General features: G+C 66.8%; 19 protein-coding genes and 1 pseudogene. 6 read left to right on the forward strand and 14 right to left on the reverse strand.

Annotation, left to right across the window (positions count from 1 at the left end; all coding sequences use genetic code 11):
* Nucleotides 1-54 precede the first annotated feature (54 nt).
* The 12 genes from J5M86_RS01295 to J5M86_RS01350 form a co-directional block, all read right to left on the reverse strand.
* Nucleotides 55-2,223, reverse strand: a complete 2,169-nt coding sequence (locus J5M86_RS01295) for a pitrilysin family protein (protein WP_188059863.1) — start codon at nt 2,221-2,223, stop codon at nt 55-57.
* 4 nt (nt 2,224-2,227) lie between these two features.
* On the reverse strand, nt 2,228-3,085 hold the full coding sequence (locus J5M86_RS01300; RefSeq protein WP_188059862.1) for a hypothetical protein: 858 nt from the start codon (nt 3,083-3,085) through the stop codon (nt 2,228-2,230).
* On the reverse strand, nt 3,082-3,681 hold the full coding sequence (locus J5M86_RS01305) for a flavoprotein (protein WP_188059861.1): 600 nt from the start codon (nt 3,679-3,681) through the stop codon (nt 3,082-3,084). Before J5M86_RS01305 ends, J5M86_RS01300 begins: the two co-directional genes overlap by 4 nt.
* Nucleotides 3,678-4,691 carry an LLM class flavin-dependent oxidoreductase gene (locus J5M86_RS01310; protein ID WP_188059860.1) on the reverse strand — a complete coding sequence of 338 codons (1,014 nt, stop codon included), beginning with the start codon at nt 4,689-4,691 and terminating at the stop codon, nt 3,678-3,680. The genes J5M86_RS01305 and J5M86_RS01310 overlap by 4 nt, the downstream gene beginning before the upstream one ends.
* A gap of 124 nt (nt 4,692-4,815) precedes the next feature.
* Nucleotides 4,816-4,959, reverse strand: a complete 144-nt coding sequence (locus J5M86_RS01315; RefSeq protein WP_188059859.1) for an LxmA leader domain family RiPP — start codon at nt 4,957-4,959, stop codon at nt 4,816-4,818.
* 12 nt (nt 4,960-4,971) lie between these two features.
* Entirely contained in the window at nt 4,972-5,964 is a 993-nt protein-coding gene (locus tag J5M86_RS01320) for a T3SS effector HopA1 family protein (protein WP_188059858.1), read from the reverse strand.
* Nucleotides 5,961-7,076 carry a class V lanthionine synthetase subunit LxmK gene (gene lxmK / locus J5M86_RS01325; RefSeq protein ID WP_188059857.1) on the reverse strand — a complete coding sequence of 372 codons (1,116 nt, stop codon included), beginning with the start codon at nt 7,074-7,076 and terminating at the stop codon, nt 5,961-5,963. The genes J5M86_RS01320 and lxmK overlap by 4 nt, the downstream gene beginning before the upstream one ends.
* 245 nt (nt 7,077-7,321) lie before the next feature.
* Nucleotides 7,322-7,549, reverse strand: coding sequence for a hypothetical protein (locus J5M86_RS01330; RefSeq protein WP_188059856.1), 228 nt, complete (start codon nt 7,547-7,549; stop codon nt 7,322-7,324).
* Nucleotides 7,550-7,724: 175 nt separating this feature from the next.
* A complete protein-coding gene (locus tag J5M86_RS01335; RefSeq protein ID WP_188059855.1) occupies nt 7,725-8,339 on the reverse strand; it encodes a response regulator transcription factor in 615 nt (204 codons plus the stop codon).
* Nucleotides 8,332-9,492 carry a sensor histidine kinase gene (locus J5M86_RS01340; protein WP_188059854.1) on the reverse strand — a complete coding sequence of 387 codons (1,161 nt, stop codon included), beginning with the start codon at nt 9,490-9,492 and terminating at the stop codon, nt 8,332-8,334. The genes J5M86_RS01335 and J5M86_RS01340 overlap by 8 nt, the downstream gene beginning before the upstream one ends.
* Nucleotides 9,489-10,673 (reverse strand): sensor histidine kinase, encoded by a 1,185-nt coding sequence (locus tag J5M86_RS01345; RefSeq protein ID WP_188059853.1) that lies wholly within the window; start codon nt 10,671-10,673, stop codon nt 9,489-9,491. Before J5M86_RS01345 ends, J5M86_RS01340 begins: the two co-directional genes overlap by 4 nt.
* Before the next feature lie 193 nt (nt 10,674-10,866).
* Complete coding sequence (locus tag J5M86_RS01350; RefSeq protein ID WP_188059852.1) at nt 10,867-13,368, reverse strand: protein kinase/lanthionine synthetase C family protein; 2,502 nt, start codon at nt 13,366-13,368, stop codon at nt 10,867-10,869.
* Between the two features lie 344 nt (nt 13,369-13,712).
* On the opposite strand from J5M86_RS01350, the gene J5M86_RS01355 reads away from it, so the two are divergent.
* From J5M86_RS01355 to J5M86_RS01370, 4 genes are all read left to right on the forward strand, one after another.
* Entirely contained in the window at nt 13,713-15,479 is a 1,767-nt protein-coding gene (locus J5M86_RS01355; protein WP_223158387.1) for an ABC transporter ATP-binding protein, read from the forward strand.
* Nucleotides 15,476-17,362 (forward strand): ABC transporter ATP-binding protein, encoded by a 1,887-nt coding sequence (locus J5M86_RS01360; RefSeq protein WP_188059851.1) that lies wholly within the window; start codon nt 15,476-15,478, stop codon nt 17,360-17,362. The genes J5M86_RS01355 and J5M86_RS01360 overlap by 4 nt, the downstream gene beginning before the upstream one ends.
* A gap of 361 nt (nt 17,363-17,723) precedes the next feature.
* Nucleotides 17,724-18,065: a hypothetical protein gene (locus tag J5M86_RS01365; RefSeq protein ID WP_188059850.1), complete on the forward strand. Its 342-nt coding sequence runs from the start codon at nt 17,724-17,726 to the stop codon at nt 18,063-18,065.
* Between the two features lie 26 nt (nt 18,066-18,091).
* Entirely contained in the window at nt 18,092-18,268 is a 177-nt protein-coding gene (locus tag J5M86_RS01370) for a hypothetical protein (protein ID WP_188059849.1), read from the forward strand.
* Nucleotides 18,269-19,422: 1,154 nt separating this feature from the next.
* Here J5M86_RS01370 and J5M86_RS01375 read toward each other — a convergent pair.
* Nucleotides 19,423-19,860 (reverse strand): hypothetical protein, encoded by a 438-nt coding sequence (locus tag J5M86_RS01375; protein ID WP_188059848.1) that lies wholly within the window; start codon nt 19,858-19,860, stop codon nt 19,423-19,425.
* A 61-nt stretch (nt 19,861-19,921) separates the two neighbouring features.
* Nucleotides 19,922-20,371: a hypothetical protein gene (locus tag J5M86_RS01380; protein ID WP_188059847.1), complete on the reverse strand. Its 450-nt coding sequence runs from the start codon at nt 20,369-20,371 to the stop codon at nt 19,922-19,924.
* 263 nt (nt 20,372-20,634) lie between these two features.
* Between J5M86_RS01380 and J5M86_RS01385 the strand changes: the two are divergent.
* Nucleotides 20,635-21,880 (forward strand): annotated as a pseudogene (locus J5M86_RS01385) (IS256 family transposase).
* Complete coding sequence (locus J5M86_RS01390) at nt 21,873-22,229, forward strand: site-specific integrase (protein ID WP_188059964.1); 357 nt, start codon at nt 21,873-21,875, stop codon at nt 22,227-22,229. Before J5M86_RS01385 ends, J5M86_RS01390 begins: the two are co-directional and overlap by 8 nt.
* The last annotated feature ends 72 nt before the right edge of the window (nt 22,230-22,301 follow it).

The following is a 22,301-nucleotide window of genomic DNA, read 5'->3' on the forward strand; positions in this document are numbered from 1 at the left end:
GGTAGGACGTAACAGCCAGGATCGGGATGACAGGTGTCAGCATCCGCAGGGGAGTCAGACCTTGGCCGGACCCATCGCCCACGGCAGGTCGGCTGTGGAGATCAGGTCGGGCCGAAGGGTGCGCACCCACCCTGTGGGCATGCCGGCGGTGTCGTGACGGATCACCTCGACGACATCACGTGCTGCCGTCGTGAGCAGGCGGGTGTCGAACGCGAGCACGTCCTGTTCGGTGGCGCCGTAGTCGAGCATGCTGGTCGCCCGGCGGGCGAGGTCGAGGCCATCGCTTGCCGTCCGCAGCCACTGCCCGGCGACGGCGATCGCGGTGTCGGGCAGGTGCTCGGCGCGCTCGGCAAGACGGTCGCGGGAAAGCTCGTTCGCCAGGTGCCGCAGGGTCGCTCCGAGCGTCTCGGGGGCGGCCCACACATCGAACACGAGATCTTTTCCTGTGGGCACCACCTCTTGCCGCAGGCTCAGCAGCGTGCCTTCCGGTGCCGCGAGAGGGTGTGGGTCTGAGCCGTGGCTACGCGCCTGCAGGTCGGCGAGCAACGCGATGCCCAGCCAGCGCTCGATGAACCCGGCGCGCTCGGTCGGCCAGCGCAATTGGGCGCTCGCGATGTCGCGTGGTTGACCGGCGAGTGGCAGCAGCCGCAGGCCGCGGGGGCGCTCGTCGGGGCGTGGCTTGCAGGGGGCCGAACGCCACGGTTCGAGTGACTCCGATCCTTCGCCGACGATGACGACATGCCGCACCGGCGCGTTCCGCAGACACGAACGGACGACGTTCGCCAGCGTCGGGGCGGCACCCGCGGACGTGCCGAGCACTAGCTGACCGGCGGGTTCGCCGATCAGCTGGAATCCGTTCTGTGCCAACGCAGTTTGGTCGACGTCAGCTCCATCGGGCAGCCGTACGGCGATCGCGGCGCCCAACGACGGGCGCTCCACGCGAACCGTCGGCACCGGCCGCGCCATCGCCACAGATGCCGGTGCCGAACGTTTCGGACGCTCGGTCGGCAGGCCGACGATTCCCACGGGCTTGTTTCGTGTCAGCGAACGGGCAGCGGCAACCACCGAGTCGGTGTCGACATCGTGCAGCTTCTGAGCCCAGGTCGCAGCAGCGTCCGGGTCGTCGCCGAGCAGGGTCGCGCGTGCCATGAGGGTCGCCGCTGCGCGCGGTCGGTCGAGCAGTGCGGCGCTCGTCGCCCGAGCACGCTGCACCGCGTGGTCGACCTCAAGATCCAGCTCACCGATGGCGAGGCGCTCGAGTTGATCGCTCACCGCGTCGAGGGCCGAGCGCACATCGCGCGTGTCGGTGGCGGTGCAGGTGAGCGCATCGGATCCGCTACGGGCCAGCGGCATGGTGTGGCCCAGCCGTCCGCGGGTGCCGGTGGAGTGCCCGAGGTGATCGGCGAGTGCGAGGAGTCCGGCATAACCTTTCGGGTCGTCGACGACCGAGGGCACACGCCAACCGACGGCCCCGACGCTGTGGGCAGCCGTCCAATCGGCCCGGCTCACGATGCCGCCGGTGTCGACGGGCTCATGTTCGGGTGTCGTGCGAGCGGTGGTGGCGAGAGCGGGCACCTCGTCCCAGCCGGAGAGCAACGACTCGACCCCTCCCAACACCTGTCGCAGGTCGGCCACGATCACGACCACGATGTCGTGGGGATCAAGGCTGTCGAGCCAGAAGGCCTCACATTGCTGCTCGGTCAGCGTGGCTACGTCGCGCACGGCGCCGAACGGGTCGCGTCCGGCCTGCTCGCCGAAGATGCGCGGACCCAGATCGGGCCACGGCAGGGAGCGGGTGTGCCGATCGAGATGCTGCTGGATCTCGCGCATCACGCCGTCGCGCTGCGTGACGAACTCGGACGGACGCAGCCGTGGCCAGCCCAGCAGCCGTTGGCGCTCCGCCCTGAGAGCCCACGGCAGAGCCGAGTGCGGGCCCTCGAAGCAGAACTCGAGGTAGTCGGGATGGGTTGTGGCGCTGACGTCGCCGCCGCTGGCGACAAGCGGTGTGACCAGTCGCTCACCATCGGGCCGTAGGCCTTGGGTCACGAGGTGTTCGGTGAGATGTGCGGTTCCGGCGGCACCCACCGGATCATGACGGCTGCCACCTCGCACGTGCGTCAGGCACAAGGCGTTGCGCTGGCCGGGGCGATCTTGCACGAGCACACGCAGCCCGTTATCGAGCCGTCGGTAGGCGGTCGGCGTGACCGTTTCGGTCCAGCGCATGCCCTCAATTCACCTCGAGTCCGTGGATGAGTTCGGCCCAACGGGCGGGCTCCTCGTCCGGGCAGCTCGCATGGACGCAGACATCGGCCAGGTGCCGGGTGATGGCGAGCCGTACTTCACGGTCGAGCCACGGCTGGTCGACCGGCAGGGGATACCCGGCCAGCAGGGCGGCCCGTGCGTCGGCAAGCGTGATGAATCCGGTGAGGGCGGGTCGGAAGAAGCGCAGCTCGATCACCTGCGCGAGGACGGCTGCGAGATCGTGCTCGGCTGCGGCGACGCCGAGGTCCTCGCCGATCAGTCCGATCGCGGTGCGGTCACTCAGCACGAACCAGCGTCCGAGGCCCGCCCAGCCGTGACTGCGCACTCCTCGAACGGGGTGCCCCGCACGCAGGACGTCGTCCTGGAGCTCGAGGAGGAAGCCCGCGGGTAGTGGGTCGATGAATCCTCGTCTCAACTGGACCGCGCGACCGCTCAGGCCGGTGCCGTGCAGGAAGGCGCTGAGCCGGTCGAGCCCTTGCGGTGCGCGCGACCAGGATGCGTGCGGGGTGCTCTGATGAAGGCGTCCGAGAGCGGCGCCGATGTGGCCCAGTGCGCGTTCCCAGTCGTCCACGGCGTGCGGATCGGTGAGCCCGATGTCTGCGAGCGAGCGGGCGTCGGAGGGAAGGTTGTATCGGCGCTCGGTGGCATCACCGGTGCCGCAGTCCCATCGCCAGTTTCCGGTCTCGGCGGCGACGAGCTCGACGACGTCGGGTGGTATCGGGCTGAAGCCGGTCGAGGCGGCGGGGCCGACCGAGCGCACCACGACGTCGCCCTCGCGCAACCGTGAGCGCAGGGTGCTGCCGATGACTGGCGGGGCGCTCATCGATGCCCTTCCATCGGCACCACGTTGTTCTCCGCGGTCACCTCACCGTTCTGCTCGGCGATCATCTCGTCGATGACCTCGAGGCAGTCCGGCAGCGGCGCGGAGGTGTAGGCCGACATCGTGCGCGTGGCGGCGCTCATTCCGAGCTTGGGTGCGATCACCCGGACGCCGGGCAAGCGCGCGATGTCTTCGACGTGGCGACCGTAGGTGCGTCCCTCCATGCCACCGGGCGGCAGCGCGGGTGCGATCACGACCGGCACCCGTGTGCAGGCGATCATCAACAAGGACGGCGTATCGCCCTCGCCACGTGCGACTCGGCCGACGTAATCGAGGGTTGCGGGATAGACCAGCACGGCGTCGGCCCACATACCGAGGTCGACGTGCAGGGCCGGGCCGATGGCCTCGGCATCCCACTCGTCGTCGTGGATCGGTCCGCTGCTCAGTTGCTGGAGTGCAGGACGGGTCACGAACGCGCGGGCCGCCCGGGTGCGGACGAGGCGCAGCTCGATATCGGGTCTGCTGAGCCGGATCCAGTTGATCCAGTACGGCGTGAATGCCGCGCGCAGCGAACCGCAGATGACGACCACGAGCTTCATGCGGGCCTGCTTCCGATCGGCGCGGGCCGTGGCTGGAGGCGCCGCTCGATGACGTCGCCGAGCGCGTACCACTCCTCACGCAGTGCTGCCCAGGGCAGATCGCGTGGCTGGTGCAGCACGATCGGCACCTCGTCGGCGCCGGCGGTCGCGACCTCGGCGACGCGCCTGGCGATGTCGTCGGGGGAGCCGTACGTGACCAGGCCGGAGTCGAGCGCGGCAGTGTGTCCGCGCTCGAGGACCTCTCCCTGGCCGGACTGCTCGAGCATCGTGCGGTAGCTCGGGGTGCGAAGGTGCTTGCCGATCGCGGCCTCGGCGAGCCGGGCGGCGTCTCGTCCCGGCGCGGCGACAATCGCGTGCACCGGCGACACCAGGCGAGGGCGTGCACGTCCGGCGGAGTCAGCGCCCTGCTGCAGAGCAGGGACGATCACGTCACGCAGGTAATCGGGCGGGGTGAGCCAGGTGGTGGCCAGATCTGCCAGCTCCCCGGTGAGGCGAGCCATGCCCGGGCGCAGAACGCCGAGGCCGAGATGCACTCGGTGGGGGCTGGGCCGTGCCGGCATCCGGGCGTCGAGCGGGAAGTACTTGCCGTCGTGGCGGACGTGCTCACCGTCGATGAGTCCGCGCAGCACGGTGAGGAACTCGCGGGCAGCGGTCAGGGGACTGGCATAGCGCCGCCCGGTGAAGCGCCGCTGGGCCACAGGGTCGCCTGCCGAGAAGCACGCGGTGACGTCGTGGCGAGTGGCTTCGGCGATCGCACGCAGCGACTGCGTGAGTGCCAGAGGGTGGTGCATGGGAATGACGTTGACGGCGATGCCGACAGGGCAGCGTCGTCCGGTGCCGGCTGAGTATGAGACCGCGGCAGCGGTGTCGAGGGCCACCGACTGACCAAGCCAGAGCCGCTCGAACGGACCACCGCTCACAACCTCGGACCAGCGCGCGACATCGTCGATCGCCGATGGCGTGTACGGCCAGAATGCCGAGAGCGTCGGCCGCAGTGACTGCTGGTCCATCAGGGTCTCCTTCGGTGGACGCGGTCTGCGAAGAGACCGCCTTGCCCCGGGAGGTCGGCCCGTGTGAAAGGGCCTACCTCCCGGGATCGCAAGATGTGGCGGTTTGCCACTCAGTGGGAAGTGATCAGCAGTCGATCTCGATGGTGATCACGCTGGCTGCCGTGGCGCACCACGGGGTCGAGCCGGGGGTGTCGTCACCGTCGGGGTTCTGCACTTCCTGCGGCTCGGTGTACTCCTCGAAACCGCCAACCAGTTCTTCCTTGGCCATGATGTTCTCCTTCTACTTGGTGAGTCCTGCCAGTGCGGCAGGGTGGTCCTGCACCGGTTGGTGCAGGAGTCTGAGCTCTGGCGAATCGAGATTGCGCCAGACGTTGTGGGGGTCGATCCCGCGGCTTTCGCATGCGGTCTCGGTGGTGCCGGGGACGTCACTGCCCTCGGCTCGGGCGACCAGCAGTTGCGCGAGGACGGCCGCGCGATGTTGGCCGAAGCTGACCGAACCCTGTCCGGGTCGGGGGTCGGCGGGCTCCCACGCGCAGCGCACTCCAGGAGCGAGGTGCAGGGTGAAGACCGAGCCAGGCGCCTCGTGCGAAGCCGGGCGGCGGGCGGCACGGATGATGTCGCGGATCGCCCCGAGTTCGTCCAGGTGGAGGTAGATCGTCACCGCGTCGCTGCGGGGGTAGAGCCGGCTCTGCGAGGCGACCTTGGCCTGCCAGCGCGTGCGATGGCGCAGGACCTCGACTACGCGCAGGAAGACGTTCGTCGCATCGGCGCGAGTTGTCGCTCCGAGGTAGAGCCGGAGCATCGGTCCGCCATCGGTCGGCTGTTCGGGACCGCGGGCCAAGGCGAATCCGGGAGAGAGTGCGGGCCACAGGACCGGCACCTCCAACGCCGCCTTGGTGACCGGCATGTCGGACGCACGGGGCGGCAGGGTCAGCTGGCCGCGTGGCACCCGCACCCGAAGGCCCATGTGCTCGACGATCCCGTGGTGCTCACCGATCTTGTGGACTCGCACGGCCTGCCGGATCGTGTGGCCGGCCAGACGCTGCGCCAAGTCGCTCTCGTACGCCGCATCGCGACCCGCTGACACGTCCAGACCGTCCTCGACGAGGTGACCGACGTGCAGTAGTTCGTACAGCAGCGATCCGAGGCCGGTGACCAGGTCGCGTCGCTCGACGTGCTCGATGGTTGTTCCGGCGATGGTGGCGGTGCCAGCGGTGAGATCGAGTGTGACCTGGTCGGCGTAACGCTGCACCAACGTGTTCATGGAGCTCATGCCGCACCCACCGTCGTCGTCGGAGTCATCAGGCCGAGTGCCTCTGCGGCGCCGACCGGATTGGACAGGATGCGCTTGCCGATTCCGGCGGCGGCGCGGTGCAGTCCCGGCAGGCTCGGACGCGAGTGCGCGTGTGCCAGCAGCCGGTCGAGCATGTGCCAGCCGGCGAAGGCCGTGACGCGGGCGATCTCGTCGTGCTCGACCGTGCGCTGGGTGCGATAGGAATCCCAGAACGCGCTGATGAAGGGCGCTTGCGCGTCGAGCTTGGCCACGCCGCGCGCGATGACATCGCGTTCGGTGAAGTCGGTGCGTTCCAGGACACTCCCGGTCTGGCTGCCGCGGCCATCGCCGCGTGCAGTCGGGATGTCGAGGATTGCGCGGTAGATCCACTCACCGATCCAGCTGCCCGTATCGCGGGCAGGATCGCCCGAACCGAACTCCTCCCAGTCGACGATGTGAAGTGCGTCGCTGGTTGCGAGAACCTGGTCGACCCGCAGGTCGCCGTGGATCGGTGTGTGCTGCGCATCATCCGAGGACGCACGCAGTGCACGGATGTACCCGGGCAACTGTGGGTCCGACTGGATCAGCCTCCACGCCTGGACCTCGCCAGCGGTGAACCTGCTGACGAGGTCCAGCGGGAGTGCTCGCAGTGCCTCGTCCGAGGGCATCGAGAGCGACGGTGTGGGCAGCTGCGCGACCGCCGCAAGCGGAGCATTGTGCAGCTGTCCGACTGCTGATCCGAGATCGGCGCACTGGCGCGTGGAGAAGGACTCCTGCACCAGAAGGTCCGAACCGGAGATCGCATCGGTGATCGTGGTGAACAGCAGGACGAGCGCATCCGCGTCGTGGTGCACGAGCTGCGGCGTGAGCGGACCGGAGCCGAGTTCGGCGTGGCCGGTGCTCCGTGCGAACCGAGCTGTGGCGGCCGGGCCCTGCAGTCGCTTGGCTACATACGAGCCGGCAGGCGTCTGTACGCGGTAGGTCTCGTTGCGTCCGGCAAGTCGAACGGCGTCGAGCCCGGGAGCCGAGGGGGAGACCAGGCCGGCGTCCGCGAGGGCTTTACGCACCCACTCGGGGGCGGTCTGCGCTGCGGCGGTTGCGTTGGTGACCATGGTCATCTCCTTTCGATCTCGTTGTGCCCGAGGGCTTTTCGCTTGTCTTGCTGACTGACTCAACTCTCTCCCGGCAGCAAAGGGGCCCGTTAGGGGCAACCGTCACGCCCTGCACTGACGGGCGTCATCTCTTGACGCTGACTCCGTGGCCACCTGTCGGCGGTCGATGACGGGGCAAACGAAAGGGGCGTCGTGCGCATCGGTGGATGCGGCACGACGCCCCTGTCGCGGTGTGTGGTCATAGGTCAAGAACGCAGATCCCCGCGCTGGTAGACGTAGACCAACCGGCCGAACTGGAAGAGCAGCAAGCCGGCGCCGATCATGCCGTAGAGCACCGGTGACTTGTCGGTGATGGTCATCAGCGTGCCGAAGATCGCCACGATGCAGATTGCGGAGACGACGAAGACGGCGGTCTCGCGTCCCTTGGTCGGCGCAGGGCTGACACGGCTGAGGTCCTGGATGAGAGTTCCCATGGCTTACTACCTTTCTCGAGAGGACACCGTCCCCCGAGGGGCGGCGTTCGCGCTGGTGCGCTTCGCCTCCAAGACTGCTTCGGGACGCCCTCGTCAGTTAGTGGAAAGTGTCACGGGTGGGTGTGACGTTGTGTCACACCCACCCGTGGGATTCGTACTACTCGAGCTCGCGTCGCTAGATGAGTCCTCGGTTCTTCGCGCGCTTCACCGCCTCGACACGCGACGGCGCATCGAGCTTGGTCATGGCGTTCGAGAGATAGTTGCGCACTGTTCCCTTGGACAGGAAAAGCTCTTCGGCGATTTGGTCGGTGGAAATGTCCTGGTCAACCAGGCGCAGGATGTCGCACTCGCGGTCGGTGAGCGGGCTGGGGCCCGAACGCAGCGCCTCGGCGGCGAGCGTCGGGTCGATCACCGTGCCACCGGCGGCGACCGACTGGATGCCGTCGATCAACTGCTTGGCGGTCATCGACTTCACCAGGTATCCCGAAGCGCCGGCGGCAAGCGCGCGTGGCAGGTGTCCGCTTCCCGGGAGGGCCGTGAGCAGGATGACCTTGCAGGCGGGCAGTGCCTCGGTGAGTTCGGCGCAGGCCTCGATGCCTGTCATGCCAGGCATGTCGATGTCGAGCAGTGCGATGTGTGGCCGGTGTGCGAGCGCGGCACGCACGACCTGGTCACCGCGTCCTACCCGGGCCACCACATCGTAGCCGGCTTCTGTTGCGAGCAGTGCCTCGAAGGCTTCGCCGACGAGGTCGATGTCCTCGGCGATCAAGATCCGCAGCGGCTCATCCATGGGTGCTCCCTTCGAGCGTCAGGTCTTCGCGGTGGACGGCGGGCTGCATCGCGGGCACCCGCACCAGCACCCGGTAGCGCTCCCCGTGCAGGTGCTCGGTTGTCACTGTGCCGCCGAGGCGGGCAACCTCGTCACGCCAGCGGCGTTGGCCAGAGCTTCCGGCGGTGGCTGTCGGACTGGGCGATGGGTTGTTCGGGTCGCTGCCGGATGCGCTGACGCCGTCATTGACGAAGCTGAAGAGGAGACCGTCCTCATCCTGACGCGTCACGAGCACCGCCCGGGTGGGGTCGGAGTGTTTGAACATGTTGGTGACAGCTTCGCGCAGGAGGAGCCCACTCAGGGTGGACGCCGCCTCATCGATGTCGCCGACGGAGGCGGTCAGTGCCACGCCCAGGCGGTTGCTGAGGGTCTGCGCAGTACGCAGTTCTTCCTCCAGGCCGCTCGGGACAGGCTCGAAGCTGAGCAACTGCAACTGATCGAGACCACGCTCGACGAGTGCAGCGATGTCATCGAGTTGACCGGCGACGGCATCTTCCGCAGCGGGCACCGCCGCCTTGGCCTGCGTGGTCTGTCGTCCGACCTGGTGAAGGGTGTGGCCGATCATCGTGTTGAGCTGCTGGGCGAGCCGGTCGCGTTCGGCATCGACTTCGGTGTTTGCCAGTGCCGCGCGAGCATCGCGTAGCTGCCGGGTGGCACGCGCAAGGCGTTGCAGCAGGAAAACGGTGAGGGTGAGGATGAGCTGGCTCAGCACCACCTGGGGGATCAGAGCGGGCGGCACCAACTGCTGGATCAGCCACGCCTGGGTGGTGGCCACAACACCGAGGACGGGCACCGACCACCTCATCGGCAAGACCAGCGCGAGCACGGCCATGCCCCAAGCGGACGGGGCGGTGAGCAGCCACGTCCACATCATGGTCAAGCCGGCCGTGGTCAGTGCGATGGCCCACAGGACGGAACCCCAGAGGGGTAGCCGGTACTGGAGGCCCTCCCACGCCAAGAAGGCTGCCGCGATCGCCAACAGGCCGGTGCGGGCGGCGAGGTCGGGTGCTGTGGAGAGGAAGCCCGCGGTCAGGTAGATTACGAAGAGCCACGTCATGATCCGGGCGGGGCGGTCGTCGAGGAGCACCCTGCGCAGCAGGCTGGTGCCCCTCATGAGCGTGCTCCTGTCGGTACTGGCAGACGCACCGAGGTGCGGAAGGTCGTCGGCCCGATCATCCCGCTCCGGACAGTGCCGCCGGCCGCGGTGACGGCCCGTGCGAGACGGCTGTCCATCGCGTCCTCAGATCTTGCTTCGACGGTGCTCGGATCGGCCCCGTCATTGGTGATGTCGATCGTCGTGACAGCGCCGTCGCGGTCGATGGTGAGACTGAAGAGGGACGCGCGGGTGTGCTTGAGGATGTTGGTGATGCTCTCGCGGATCACGAGACCCACGACCGCCTCCTGCGTCGACGGGGGATAGGTGCGCAGCTGCTGTTCGATCGTGATGTCGACCCGTTCGCAGAGCATCCGAACTGCGTCGAGTTCGTCGTCCAAGGTCGCGATCGTCGGGCCGGAGGTCAGTGCGCGTAGTTCCACCTGGCCGCGGGAGATCGTCTCGTGCAGCTTCTCGAGTTTGGAGCTCAGCTCGGGATTGCGATCACCGAGGGTGCGCAGAGCGGTCTGGTTACGCAGTGAGGCGGCGACCAGCGTCCGACCCATCAGGTCGTGCAGATCGCGGCCGATGCGCTCACGCTCGACGTCGACCCGTCGCCGGGCCATCACTTCTGCTGTGAAGCGCAGTGCATCGAGCACCACGGCCATTCTGGTCACAGTGACAAGCATCAGAGCCATGATCGCCGTTTCCAGCAGGGCCGCAATGACGCCGATGCGCGCTGAGACCGCGAGTCGCGGGAAGAGCAGGACGTATCCCGCCACGAGCAAGCCGAACGCAACCAGGGCTTTTCGTGGTGGCAGGGCCAGCACGATCGCCACCATCGCCAGACCGATGGTGATGCTGAGAATGCCCCAGTACATCGGGATCAGCGTCAGCGCGGCCATCACCGCGGGAGCCCACGGCACCGTCAGCCGGGCGCCCCCGCGGCAGGCCGCGAGTTGGATCCGCATCAGCAGCGCGAGTCCGATCGAGGCGGTGATCGCCGACACGAGTGGGGTGTACACCGCCGAACCGCTGGCCTGGAACGTCTTGAACCAGTAGATCGAGACGGATGCTCCGACGACGAGCCAACTCGCGACCAGGGCGAATTGGGATTCCACGGCCTGCATCCGAAAGACCGTGCGCATGGCGATGTCTCCCGGGGTGCGGACCCGCAAGGCGGGTAGGGCCAGAGTCGTCATCGTAGGCAATTCCTCGGCGGTAGTCGGCTCAGCAGTGCATGCCGAAGAGCGACAGCGTCGTCCGTGCGTTGCTGAGCTCCTCGCCCTGCAGGTCGGACTCGAGGTCGTGCATCTGGTCGATGGTCATGGTGTTCTCCTTGGGTGATTGGTGCGTTGGACGAAAGGCTAAGAAAGCTGTCACGGCGTGACATACTCATGAAACGGCGATTTGCGTCTGCGGGTCAGTGGCCGGTGGCAACAGATCGAGATGACAGGTGTCATCAGCCGGGAGCTCGGGCAAGGACAACGCCTCCAGCAGGCGCTGCGGACCTCGATGACCGAGCGCAAGTAGGAGTCCGGCCGAACCGGTGAGTAGGTCATCGGAGCAACGCAAGCGTTGGGCGCCAAGGGTGCTCCATCCCTGCTCGGTCGGGACGCAGTGCCAGGCCGCACGCTCGTCCCAGCGGCAAGCGGTCTCGTCGTCCCCTCCGGCCCGCAGCACTGCAGCAGCGCCGGCAAGGCCCTCACCGACACCGGCGACCGGAGCAGCTACGCTCGCGAGGCTGCGTGCGGCTCGGCTGGTTGCGTGGCGGATCAGCGTGTCGGGTGTCGCCGAGTGATCGCGGTCGAGAATCGCACCGGCGAGCGCCATGCCCCCGCTGCCGTGCAGCAGCCCGGGGGTCAACCGGCCGTGGGTGAGGGCAACGAGGACGTCACCGACGGGATGCAATAGCTCCAGTTCACGGTGTAGGCAGCGCGTAGCAGCTTCGGTGAGGACGGTCGCGTCCTGACCGCCCCAGGTGCGCGCCCGCAGCAACGCGAGGGCGATACCCGACCACCCGTGCATGAGTCCGGCAGCCGGCAGCTCGACCGTGGGATCACCGACCGCGTCGACGACGGCGCGGATCAGGCTGAGCGCCTCCTCGTGCAGGTCGGCGCGACCGGTGAGCACGGCGAGTTCTCCGAGCGCGACAGCGCACCCAGCGCGTCCTGTGCCCCAACCGAACGAGTTGACGGCACTGCCGTGCCGGGCGTCGATGAGCGCGAGTGCTTGCTCCGGTCGTCCGAGTCGAGCGAGGGTGAGCGCGATCCCGTCGACGCCCTCCATCAGTCCGCGACAGGCGACGGTGGCCGGCGATGGCAGCCGGGTCAGCCAGTCGAGATGCGTCGGTCGGGGGGCGCGTCCGGCTGAGGCCAGCGCGAGGAGCGTGCCTGCCGCCCCGGACAGTATGTTGTGGCCCCCGAGCGGGGAGGTGAACTGTTCGATTCCTCCGGGGAAGAGTCGGTCGCGTCGGTGGGGGGTGGCTCGTTGTGCCATCCCGTCGCCAAGCAACTCGAGCAGTTCGTCCGTGTCTCGAAGGGCGGTGACCATGGGTCGGTGCGCCTTCTGCGCCGGATCGTCGAGCGCAATGCCCCGGGCGATGGTGCCGGCCAGGTCAGGCCGACGTTCCAGCAGCGACACGTCGGGGTCGTGGAGGGTGGCGCGAACGCGGCGCAGGCAGAAGGCGTCCTTGGCCTGCACGTCGTCCGTGGCTCGGTGATAGCCGGGGGTGCCCACTGCCTTGGTCACCCGGTGACCGTCGAGCGCGCCCGATTCGAAGTCGACCAGCCGAGGGCCGTCCGGACCATCGATGATGTTGCCGGGGTGCAGGTCGCCGTGCGCGACGCCCAGGTCGTGCATGCGCCGAACGACTTCGACCAGCGCACTCATGATCGAGCGGGTCCAGTCCCAGAATGCTTCGGTCGCGTCGGGATCGGCGTCGTAGCGCATGAGCGGGTGCTCGCGGCCGATTCGGCTGATCATCGATCCGCCTTCGACCCACTCCATGACGAGGAAGTCGTTGGACGCGTAGCTCCAGTAGTCGATCGGTTCTGGTGCAATGCCACTACCGCTGAGGCGCTGCAGAATGTCGTACTCGTGGCGGAGTCGGGAGACGGCGTCGGTGCCCGCCTCGTCCAGTCCGACGTGATGCCGCGCCTCCTTGAGGGCGACGGTGCGGCCATCGGTCAGTTTCGCGCGGTAGAGCGAGCCGGCGTTGCAGCGGTGCACGAGCGTCGCGGACGCGATCGGCAGCGTCGGCGTAGGCGCCTGCGTAGTCATCAGGACCGCGACGGAGTTGGGCAGCGGACGTGGGGCTGGACGGCGCCGGTCATCGTGCTTCGCACCGCCCGAGGTGTGGACGGCCGGGGCGAAGCGGCCGTCGGCGCTCTCGACCCAGTGCTCGGTGAATGCGCCCCAGCGCACCCCGATCGGAGCGTCGGGGTGGTTGTGGTCGCCCGGGATCTGCGGCGCGGGCGTCCCAGCAAGATCTGCGGAGAGTGCGCCGACGAGGTGCGCGAGTTGTTGGTCCGAGCTGGTGTAGATCGTGCAGATTTTCCCGCTGAGGGTGAGCGGCGCGTACTTGTGCTGGACGGCGCGCACCAGCGGAGCGCTCCGCAACAGCTTCCACGGCACCTGCGACTCCGTGCAGATCCGCGCCACCACATCCACCACGTGCTGGGCGTTGTCGGGGCGGGCGCTGATGTGGATCTTCCACCCCGCGTCCGGCAGCACCACGTCGGGAGGCGCGAGCATCATCCACGGACCGCTCTCGGCGCGTTGCCATCGGCCGAGAGGGTCGGGCGCGACGTGTAGATCGTCGTCCTGCGGACGGCACCACGGCACGTCGAAGAAATCCGGATCGCTCAGCGCGAAATACAGATAGCGGTCATCCACGGTTGCCTCCCCGACTCTCGGTCCAGGCCGAGTGTGCGTCCCCTCGACGCCTGCACACCACAAAGTCATGGGGAATGGGTGACCGCCGTCATCCGTCGCTGCACGCCTCCCCGCGCGCAGTGACATTCCCGCAGTGACATTCCCCGGACCATGTCTGGCCGACGTCGTCCGAACCTCGACGTTAACCCGAATATGACGACGATCACACCCTCGGGTCCGCTGGGTGGACGCCGGCCTGCCGCACGTCCGCAGCCACTTCCCAGTGGTGAGACGGCACCCACAAGCGGTGACAGCTGGCACTACGAGGCGCGGTCCCGACCGACCTAGCGTCTTGAGCAGACCTGTTGAGCAAGCGCCGTGGAGGGGTGGAGGATCACGTGTTGGGACAACTGCTGAGACGCGCGCTGCACCGCTATCGACGGTGGATCGCCGCCCTCGTCGTCCTCCAACTTCTCAATGTGGTCGCCAATCTGTATCTTCCGGCGCTCAACGCCAGGATCATCGATCGTGGGCTGACCCAGGGCCGGACGGATGTGATCTGGCAGACCGGTGTGGTCATGCTGGTGATCGCGCTCGGGCAGGGTGTGGTCGCGGCAGGAGCCGCGTACATCGGAGCACGGACCGCCACTGGCCTCGGTCGTGATCTGCGCGCAGAGGTGTTCCGCGCGGTGGGGCGGTTCTCCAGCCGGGAGATGCGCGAGTTCGGCACGGCATCGCTCATCACCCGCACCACCAATGACGTCCAACAGATCCAGATGCTCGTACTGATGGGCTGCACAATCTTGGTGATGGCACCGATCATGCTCGTCGGTGGTGTCGTGATGGCACTACAGGCCGACCTCGGCCTCTCGTGGATCATGGCGATCGCCGTCCCCCTGCTCGTCGCCGCGATCGGATTCTTGGTGACCCGCCTCGTGCCCGGCTATCGCCGGCTGCAGGAGACCGTCGACGACGTCAACGGGGTGCTGCGCGAGCAGCTCACCGGCGTGCAGGTCATCCGCGCGTTCGTGCGGGAACCCTTCGAGATCGAGCGCTTCGGACGGACCAACGCCGAACTGACGCAGGTCTCGCGCAGGGTTGCGCGGATGATGGGCGGACTCTCCCCACTGGTGATGGTCGTGCTCAACGCAGCGATGGTGGCGGTGCTGTGGTTCGGCGGCAAACGCGTCGGCGACGGCTCGATGCAGGTCGGCGCGTTGACGGCGTACCTCACCTATCTGGTGATGATTCTGATGTCGGTCACCATGGCATCGGTCATGGTGATGATGATTCCGCGGGCCGGGGTTGCCGCGTCGCGCATCCAGGAGATTCTCGACACCACGCCGTCAGTGACTGCTCCGGAGCTTCCTCGTGAGGTCGCCCGCCTCGGCGGCCGGGTCGAGCTCGACCGGGCGCAACTGCGCTACCCGGGCGCTGACGAGCCGGTGCTGCGCGATGTCACTCTCCGGGCCGAGCCGGGGCAGACCATCGCAGTCGTCGGCTCGACCGGAGCGGGCAAGACCACGCTGCTTTCCCTCATCGCGCGCCTGCTCGATGTCACCGATGGCGCGGTGCGCGTCGACGAGATCGACGTCCGCGATCTCGACCCCGATCGTCTGCGCAGCCATGTCGGACTCGTTCCGCAGAAGACCTTCCTGTTCAGCGGCACGGTCGCGAGCAACCTGCGCTTCGGCAACCCTGCGGCCACGGACGCCGAGCTGTGGCGTGCACTCGAAGTCGCCCAAGCGGCGCCGTTCGTACGGGCGATGGACGGCGAGCTCGAGGCGCCGATCACGCAGGGCGGCGGCAACGTCTCCGGCGGCCAGCGACAGAGGTTGTCCATCGCCCGTGCGCTGGTGGCACGCCCTTCGATCTATCTCTTCGACGATGCCTTTTCCGCGCTCGACCTCTCGACCGAGGCCGACCTGCGCGAGGCGCTGCGTCCCTACGCCCGACATGCCACGACATTCATTGCCGCACAGCGGATCTCGACTATTTGTAGCGCCGACCAGATCGTGGTGCTGGAGGCAGGTGAAGTGCAGGGAATCGGCACGCACGAGGAGTTGCTGACTAGCTGCCCGACCTACGGGGAGATCGTCGCGTCCCAATTGGCCGAAGAGGTGACCGCATGAACACGTCCTCGACCGCGTCCGTCTCGGTCAAACTCGGACCCTCGGGTCGGCGCCTGCTCGGCCTCCTGGTGGGGCAGCGGCTGCGTATGGTCGCAGTCGTCCTGCTGACGCTGGGCACGGTGGCGACCTATGTCATCGGGCCGCTCCTGACGGGGCGGGCGGTCGACCTCGTCTTCGCCGGCGCTCTCGGGCAGCGGCTTCCAGCTGATCAGACGAAGGAGGCGGTGGTCGACGGGCTGCGCGCCCACGGCCAGGGGACCTTCGCCGAGGTGGTCAGTCGGATGGATCTTGTGCCCGGGGTGGGCATCGACTTCGCAGCTCTCGGAGAATTGCTGCTCCTCGCGCTGGCTCTCTTCCTGGTCGGCTCGGCCTTCCAGTACGCCCAGATTTGGGTGCTCAATGATGCGGTGCAGGACGTCGTCGAAGATCTGCGCAACCGGGTCAGCGCCAAGCTCCACCGGATGCCACTGGGTTCCTTCCAGGCCAGTGGGCGAGGCGACCTGCTCTCCCGCGTCACCAACGACATCGACAACATCGCGCAGACGTTGAGCCAGACGCTGAGCCAGTTGCTCTTCTCGCTCCTGACGGTGGTCGGAGTGCTGGCGATGATGCTGCACGTTTCGCCCATGCTGACCCTGGTGGCGGTGATCGCCATACCGCTGGCAAGTGGGCTATCGCGAGTGGTGATGAAGCGGTCGCAGCCGCGCATGGTGGAGCGCTGGGCCCACACCGGCGCACTCAATGCCCAGGTCGAAGAGGCCTACAGCGGCCACGACGTGCTCACCGCCTTCGGTCGTCGCGGTGAGGCGCAGGAACGCTTCGACGCCGAGAACAACGCGTTACGTCGTGCGGGTTGGATGGCCGACTTCATCTCCGGATTGATGACGCCGATCATGATGTGCGTCAGCAACCTCACCTATGTCGCGGTGTGTGTCGTCGGAGGCCTCCGGGTGGCGTCCGGCTCGCTCACGGTCGGTGATGTCACCGCGTTCGTGCAGTACTCGCGCCAGTTCACCCAGCCGCTGTCGCAGATCGCGTCGATGACCAACCTGATGCAGTCGGGCGTTGCCTCCGCCGAGCGGGTCTTCGAACTGCTCGACGCACCCGAGGAGACTCCCGACGCACACGCACCTGGCCGGTTGGACGCTGTTCGAGGGCACGTGCAATTCGAGGACGTGGGCTTCAGCTACTCGCCCGAGCAACCACTGATCGAGCATCTCGACCTCGATGTCCAGCCGGGCCGAACCGTGGCGATCGTCGGACCGACCGGGGCGGGCAAGAGCACGTTGATCAATCTGCTCCTGCGGTTCTACGACGCGGACAGTGGACGGATCCTGCTCGACGGTCGGCCGATCACCGAGATACCGCGTGACCAACTGCGCTCCCGGATCGGGATGGTGCTGCAGGACACCTGGCTGTTCCGCGGGTCGATCCGCGACAACATCGCCTACGGCAATCTGCACGCCACGGAGGAGCAGATTCGCGAGGCCGCGCGGGAGACCTTTGTCGAGCGATTCGTGCACACCTTGCCGGACAGCTACGACACGGTGGTGCAGGACGACGGAGCCAATCTCTCGGTGGGGCAGCGTCAGCTCATCACCATCGCCCGGGCTGCGCTCGCGGCGCCGCGATTGTTGATCCTCGACGAGGCCACAAGTTCGGTCGACACCCGCACCGAGGCGTTGTTGCAGCAAGCGATGACGGCGCTGCGTACCGGCCGCACCAGCTTCGTGATCGCGCACCGACTCTCGACCATCCGCGACGCAGACACGATTCTGGTCATGGAGGGCGGCGCCATGGTCGAGCAGGGCTCCCACGACGAATTGTTGGCGCACGACGGCGCCTACCGCCGGTTGTACGACGCGCAGTTCGCGGGGACGTGACGAAGCGCTTCGTCGGCTCGGCGCACAACCTTCCGGTCATGGCGCACACAAGTCGCGGACGCCGCGTGCACAATTCGCGGGTCGACCCATCTGTGAGCACAGCTCGCGTCCGCCGCGACTTGTGCACGCGACGCCGCCCAATGTGTGAGGTGCGTGAGGGAATGAGGAAGCCCCGACCGGCGCATCCGCCTGTCGGGGCTTGAATCCTCGGTCTCAACACAGAGCGCACCCGTAGGGATTCGAACCCCAAACCTTCTGATCCGTAGTCGGGTCATCCGCCTCTTGAGCAACGGTCCTGGCCGGGCCAGCAGGGCTGCTCGGTCTCCTCCCGGGTGCCGACGTCTGCGATTGCGGACCCCTGTTGCTGGCAGAACTGCTGTCACTTCATGACGGCTTTGCACGCGGTGCGGATCAACACAATGCGCCACCCAAGAACTTCACGGACCGGACGGTTTCGGTCTCGAACCTGGAGGACAGAAGAATGAACGTGAGTGACCATTCCAAGCTCGTCAGAGCGTGGCGTAACGAACTTCAGAACTGGTGTGACGAGCACAGCGCCTCGTTTCAGGACGTCGACGAGTCCGAGCCGAACTATCGAGAAACGGTGATCGAGATGCCACTGGACCGCGAGTCGGTCGCCGGTCGATCGCCGCCGAGCAGGCTGCAGTCGCGGTCGAGGAGGATCTTCCTCAACTTCACCTGAGTTCGTACGTTGATCGTGCCGACGATGTGGCCCGCACGATCCTTCGGGACTTCCCCGGATTGGTGAAGGTGTCGAAGGACGAACGTCGAGATCTCGTTTTCGTCGCGCTGCGCGCGGCGGATGCCGAGTGCGTCGACTCGTATGAAGTTGTGCAGCTGGTGATTGATGCGGTCGAACGCCGAGTTCAAGAAACCGACAGGTAGAACACGCCAGGAGATAGATAGCGGGAGCCTCAATCAACTCTGATCGGGGCTCCCGCCGTGGTCATGGCGTAGGGGTGGACAGTGGGGTGCGCGGAGGTCGAGCTTGCGAGGCCGGAGCGCGGGGCCCCGGCGGGCCACCCCCACGCAGCCCGCGCGCCGAAGGCGCGCCTTGAGTCAGTAGAGAAAGTTCTCACACTCGGGTCAGCGGGACCGCCACTCATGGAACCTTCGTGCGCCGCCACTGGCGTGTGATCGCCTGACACCGTTCACCAAAGCACCGAGTGGAAGGGGCGAGTCAGCTACCATTCGCGAGAGGGCCGTAAGTTAGTGGGCTTCCGCCTCCGCTTGCGGACGACCGGCCTGACCAGTCACTCAGCTGAGGGGACCCTTTTGTCTCCGACTGGGAATTCCACGTTCCAGGCTCCGACGGGCGGTGCGGCGAACTGTGCAGAACTCAATTGCTAATTTGTGGGGGAATCGAAGGTGACGCGCAATATTGTCGGCGTATGGCGCCAAATGACGTCGTTTCAGCGCCTTCGGTGCATAATTCCCTCCCTGGTAATTCTAGCACTTGCTAGCTACAGCGCAGCTATGCGCGTCTCTGTAGCAACGGGGGCGGATGGAAAGCTTTGGTCGGCTCTGCGGGTGCTGGGGCCTGGAGCGCTAGCAGCGATCCTGTTTTTCCTTATCGGAATGTGGATAATTAATAGGACTGAGTCAAGAGATTGAAGTTTGAGTGTTCTGCAGTGAGCAAGTAGGAAAGAAGCGAGCTGCGGTCCGTACTCCGCGATGGGCGTCAAACCATAGCCTGGGCACTAGCGGCCGCCGGTGATCGGCGACCCACATGTGGCCATGACGACGGCTGTCAACCAGTCACACTCCAACGGGGTGCGACGGTCTCACCAGCGTGGGAACCGTCCGTGATTACGGCGAGCCAACCACCGCCCGGTCGCGACGACGATTCGTCGCCTCGAGACGCCGTCGGCTCGCCGAACGCCGCCGCACGCCGTCGCGGGTGTACGCGCCGAGGCCATCGAGCAGGTTCTGGGGCTCTGGGTAGCCGGAGAAGTCGTCTTCTGCCCCGATGTAGAACGTGACGGCCCGGAGTCCGTTCTTCCGCGTCGATGTCGCCGTCGAGCGTTCGCGTGACGGCGTCAGCCGTCGACGCGCTCGCGCATCACATTCACGGTCCAGACGACACCCTCCTCGTCGTATTCGAAGTGCACGACGCGGTCGTCGACCTCATAGAGATCCCAGTCATCGCTGCGAGACGCCGTCGGCTCGCCGAACGCAGCACGAACGCCGTCCCTGGTGTACTCCTCGATGCCGCTGATGAGCGTGGCTCGGCCGGGGTACGCGTCGAAGCCGCCTTGGGCGATGAGGTAGAACGACACCTGCGTCAGCCCCTGCTCGTCGAACACGAAGCCGACGCCGCTCTTGTAGTAGCTGACATAGTGCGCGAACGGGCCCTTGAAGGTCTGCGTCTTCGCCTTGCCCTGCTGCTGCTCCATGATCGCCTGGACGGCTGCGACATCCTCAGCGAGGCCGAGCACGGCAAGGTACGGGACGCAGTCACCGATAATGGTCGTCATCAGTTCATCCTCATGGTCGAGTCGCGCGTGGTCGGGGACGTCAGGAAAAGCGCTAGCAGCCTCAGTCCTCCACGCCGGCGATCGTCATCGAGACGACTTCGACGCGGCCGCGCTGATAGTCGAAGCGCAGATAGTGATCGCCGTAGCGATAGAGGTCCATGATCTGGCTTGCACGATCAGGCTCGCCCAGGCGCTTCTCGACCTCGCCACGGGTGCCCTCGCCGTCGAGCCCCTCGATGAACGCGGCGGGGTCGCGGTAGGTCGGCTCGCCTGCGTCGGAGCGCAGCGGGATGCGGATCACGATGGGCTTTCCGCTGCGGAGTCTGATGCTGCCTCCGGTCGCGGCGTAGTGGAGCATGAGGTCGGTCCCGCCGCTGGGGCGCTCGTACTCCTCGGACTCCATGCCGGGACCGAGGAGTGCGATGGCTTCGCCGAGCGCGGTCGCATCACCGGCGAGCGCAGCGTCGAAGACACCGATCTCACCCGGCGGAAGGGTTCGGGGCGCTGTCATGGTCACCATCTCCCGTTGTTGGCGCGGCGGATCCCCGCCAGGATCTTATCGATTCGCCAGAAACGACCACGACTGACGACGCCGATCGGGCGCGTCGCTGCTGACCGCGCACACCGTCGGGTACCTCCACACCGAGTCAGAGTTGAGTCCCGCATAGTGGTGTAGCGCGGTCGCGGTGAGCGTCTTGGTACTGGACGTGAGCGCGGCCACCGCGTGATCCTTCGAGTGAACCTTCCACAGCTCTCTCGAATGGAGTCATCACGATGACCGCTCCACACATTGTTGACCCTGCCGGGCTTCTGGGCGAGGCCTTGGCCGAAGCATCACCGGATCTGATGCGCATCCTGCTGTAAACCATGATCAACGCGTTGCTGTCTGCGGACGCCGACGCCGTGGTCGGCGCCGAGTGGGGACGCCCCACTGCGGCCCGCACGAGCCAGCGCAACGGCTACCGACACCGCGACCTCGACACCCGGGTCGGCACGATCGATGTCGCGATCCCCAAACTCAGGAAGGCACCTACTTCCCCGAGTGGCTGCTCGAGCGTCGCAAACGATCAGAGTCCGCGCTGATCACCGTCGTCGCGGACTGCTACCTCGCCGGGGTCTCCACCCGCAGGATGGACAAACTCGTCAAGACCCTCGGCATCGACGGGCTGTCAAAGTCCCAGGTCTCCCGGGTGGCAACCGACCTGGACTCGATCGTTGAGGACTTCCGCCACCGACCCCTCACCGAGGCCGGTCCGTTCACCTTCGTCACCGCCGACGCACTCACGATGAAAGTCCGTGAAGGCGGCAGGGTGATCAACGCCGTGGCGCTGCTGGCCACCGGGGTCAACGGCGACGGCACCGAGAAGTCCTCGGGCTCCGGGTCGCGACTAGTGAGACCGGGGCGGCGTGGAACGAGTTCTTCGCCGACCTGGTCGCCCGCGGCCTGACCGGGGTTCGGCTGGTCACCTCCGATGCTCATTCCGGGCTGCGCGAGGCGATCGCGGCGAACCTTCCGGGCACGTCCTGGCAACGGTGCCGCACCCATGACGCGTTCAACCTGATGAGTGTCACGCCCAAGAGCATGTGGCCGGCGGTCAAAGCGATGCTGCACAGCGTGTACGACCAAACCGACGCACCCTCGGTGCACGCCCAGTTCGACCGGCTGCTGGACTACGTCGCCGAGAAGCTACCGACCGTGTTCGAGCACCTCGACACCGCCCGCGCCGACCTGTTGTCCCTCACCGCGTTCCCGAAGGAGATCTGGACCCACATCTGGTCCAACAACCCGACCGAGCGCCTCACCAAGGAGATCCGGCGACGCACCGACGCCGTCGGAATCTTCTCCAACCGCGAGGCCATCGTGCGCCTGGTCGGCGCCATCCTGGCCGCGCAAACCGACGAATGGGCAGAAGGCCGCCGCTACCTCGGACTCGAGGTCCTGGCCCGCTCCCGCGTCACCATCGTGCCCGCCACCGAACCCGAGATCGGAGCTGATGAATTACCCGCGCTGACTGCCTGACCACCCCAACGAGGAACACGCAGCGCTACACCACTACCGGGGACTTGACCGGCTTGTCTTCACCACAACGAAGGGCACCGTCATTGAGCCGCGCAACCTGAACCGTCTGTTTGATCAGAAGGTGAGCGAAGCCGGTGTCAGACGTATCCGCTCTCATGATCTCCGGCACACCTGCGCCACGCTGCTGCTCGCGCAGAACGTCTCGTCGAGGATCGTGATGGAACTGCTCGGCCACACCCAGCTCAGCATGACGACCGATCTGTACGGCCACGTTCTGCCGACCACTTTGCGCAGTGCGGCCGACGCGATGGACGGACTGCGCAACACGAAGGAGGACGACGCATGCTGACCAAGCTCCGCGCCGTCGTGCAGGACATCGCAGGCGCCTACGACATCGAAACTGCTTGTTGTCTCCGCGCTC

The organism is Yimella sp. cx-51 (assembly GCF_017654605.1).
GTDB lineage: Bacteria > Actinomycetota > Actinomycetes > Actinomycetales > Dermatophilaceae > Yimella.

Excerpts from the sequence above, each read along its gene's own strand:
- J5M86_RS01360 (WP_188059851.1), top strand. The coding sequence starts at position 15,476 with ATGAACACGTCCTCGACCGCGTCCGTCTCGGTCAAACTCGGACCCTCG.
- J5M86_RS01320 (WP_188059858.1), bottom strand. The coding sequence starts at position 5,964 with ATGAGCTCCATGAACACGTTGGTGCAGCGTTACGCCGACCAGGTCACA.
- J5M86_RS01300 (WP_188059862.1), bottom strand. The coding sequence starts at position 3,085 with ATGAGCGCCCCGCCAGTCATCGGCAGCACCCTGCGCTCACGGTTGCGC.
- J5M86_RS01315 (WP_188059859.1), bottom strand. The coding sequence starts at position 4,959 with ATGGCCAAGGAAGAACTGGTTGGCGGTTTCGAGGAGTACACCGAGCCG.
- J5M86_RS01380 (WP_188059847.1), bottom strand. The coding sequence starts at position 20,371 with ATGACAGCGCCCCGAACCCTTCCGCCGGGTGAGATCGGTGTCTTCGAC.
- J5M86_RS01340 (WP_188059854.1), bottom strand. The coding sequence starts at position 9,492 with ATGAGGGGCACCAGCCTGCTGCGCAGGGTGCTCCTCGACGACCGCCCC.
- J5M86_RS01310 (WP_188059860.1), bottom strand. The coding sequence starts at position 4,691 with ATGGACCAGCAGTCACTGCGGCCGACGCTCTCGGCATTCTGGCCGTAC.
- lxmK (WP_188059857.1), bottom strand. The coding sequence starts at position 7,076 with ATGGTCACCAACGCAACCGCCGCAGCGCAGACCGCCCCCGAGTGGGTG.
- J5M86_RS01305 (WP_188059861.1), bottom strand. The coding sequence starts at position 3,681 with ATGAAGCTCGTGGTCGTCATCTGCGGTTCGCTGCGCGCGGCATTCACG.
- J5M86_RS01330 (WP_188059856.1), bottom strand. The coding sequence starts at position 7,549 with ATGGGAACTCTCATCCAGGACCTCAGCCGTGTCAGCCCTGCGCCGACC.
- J5M86_RS01335 (WP_188059855.1), bottom strand. The coding sequence starts at position 8,339 with ATGGATGAGCCGCTGCGGATCTTGATCGCCGAGGACATCGACCTCGTC.
- J5M86_RS01375 (WP_188059848.1), bottom strand. The coding sequence starts at position 19,860 with ATGACGACCATTATCGGTGACTGCGTCCCGTACCTTGCCGTGCTCGGC.
- J5M86_RS01295 (WP_188059863.1), bottom strand. The coding sequence starts at position 2,223 with ATGCGCTGGACCGAAACGGTCACGCCGACCGCCTACCGACGGCTCGAT.
- J5M86_RS01345 (WP_188059853.1), bottom strand. The coding sequence starts at position 10,673 with ATGACGACTCTGGCCCTACCCGCCTTGCGGGTCCGCACCCCGGGAGAC.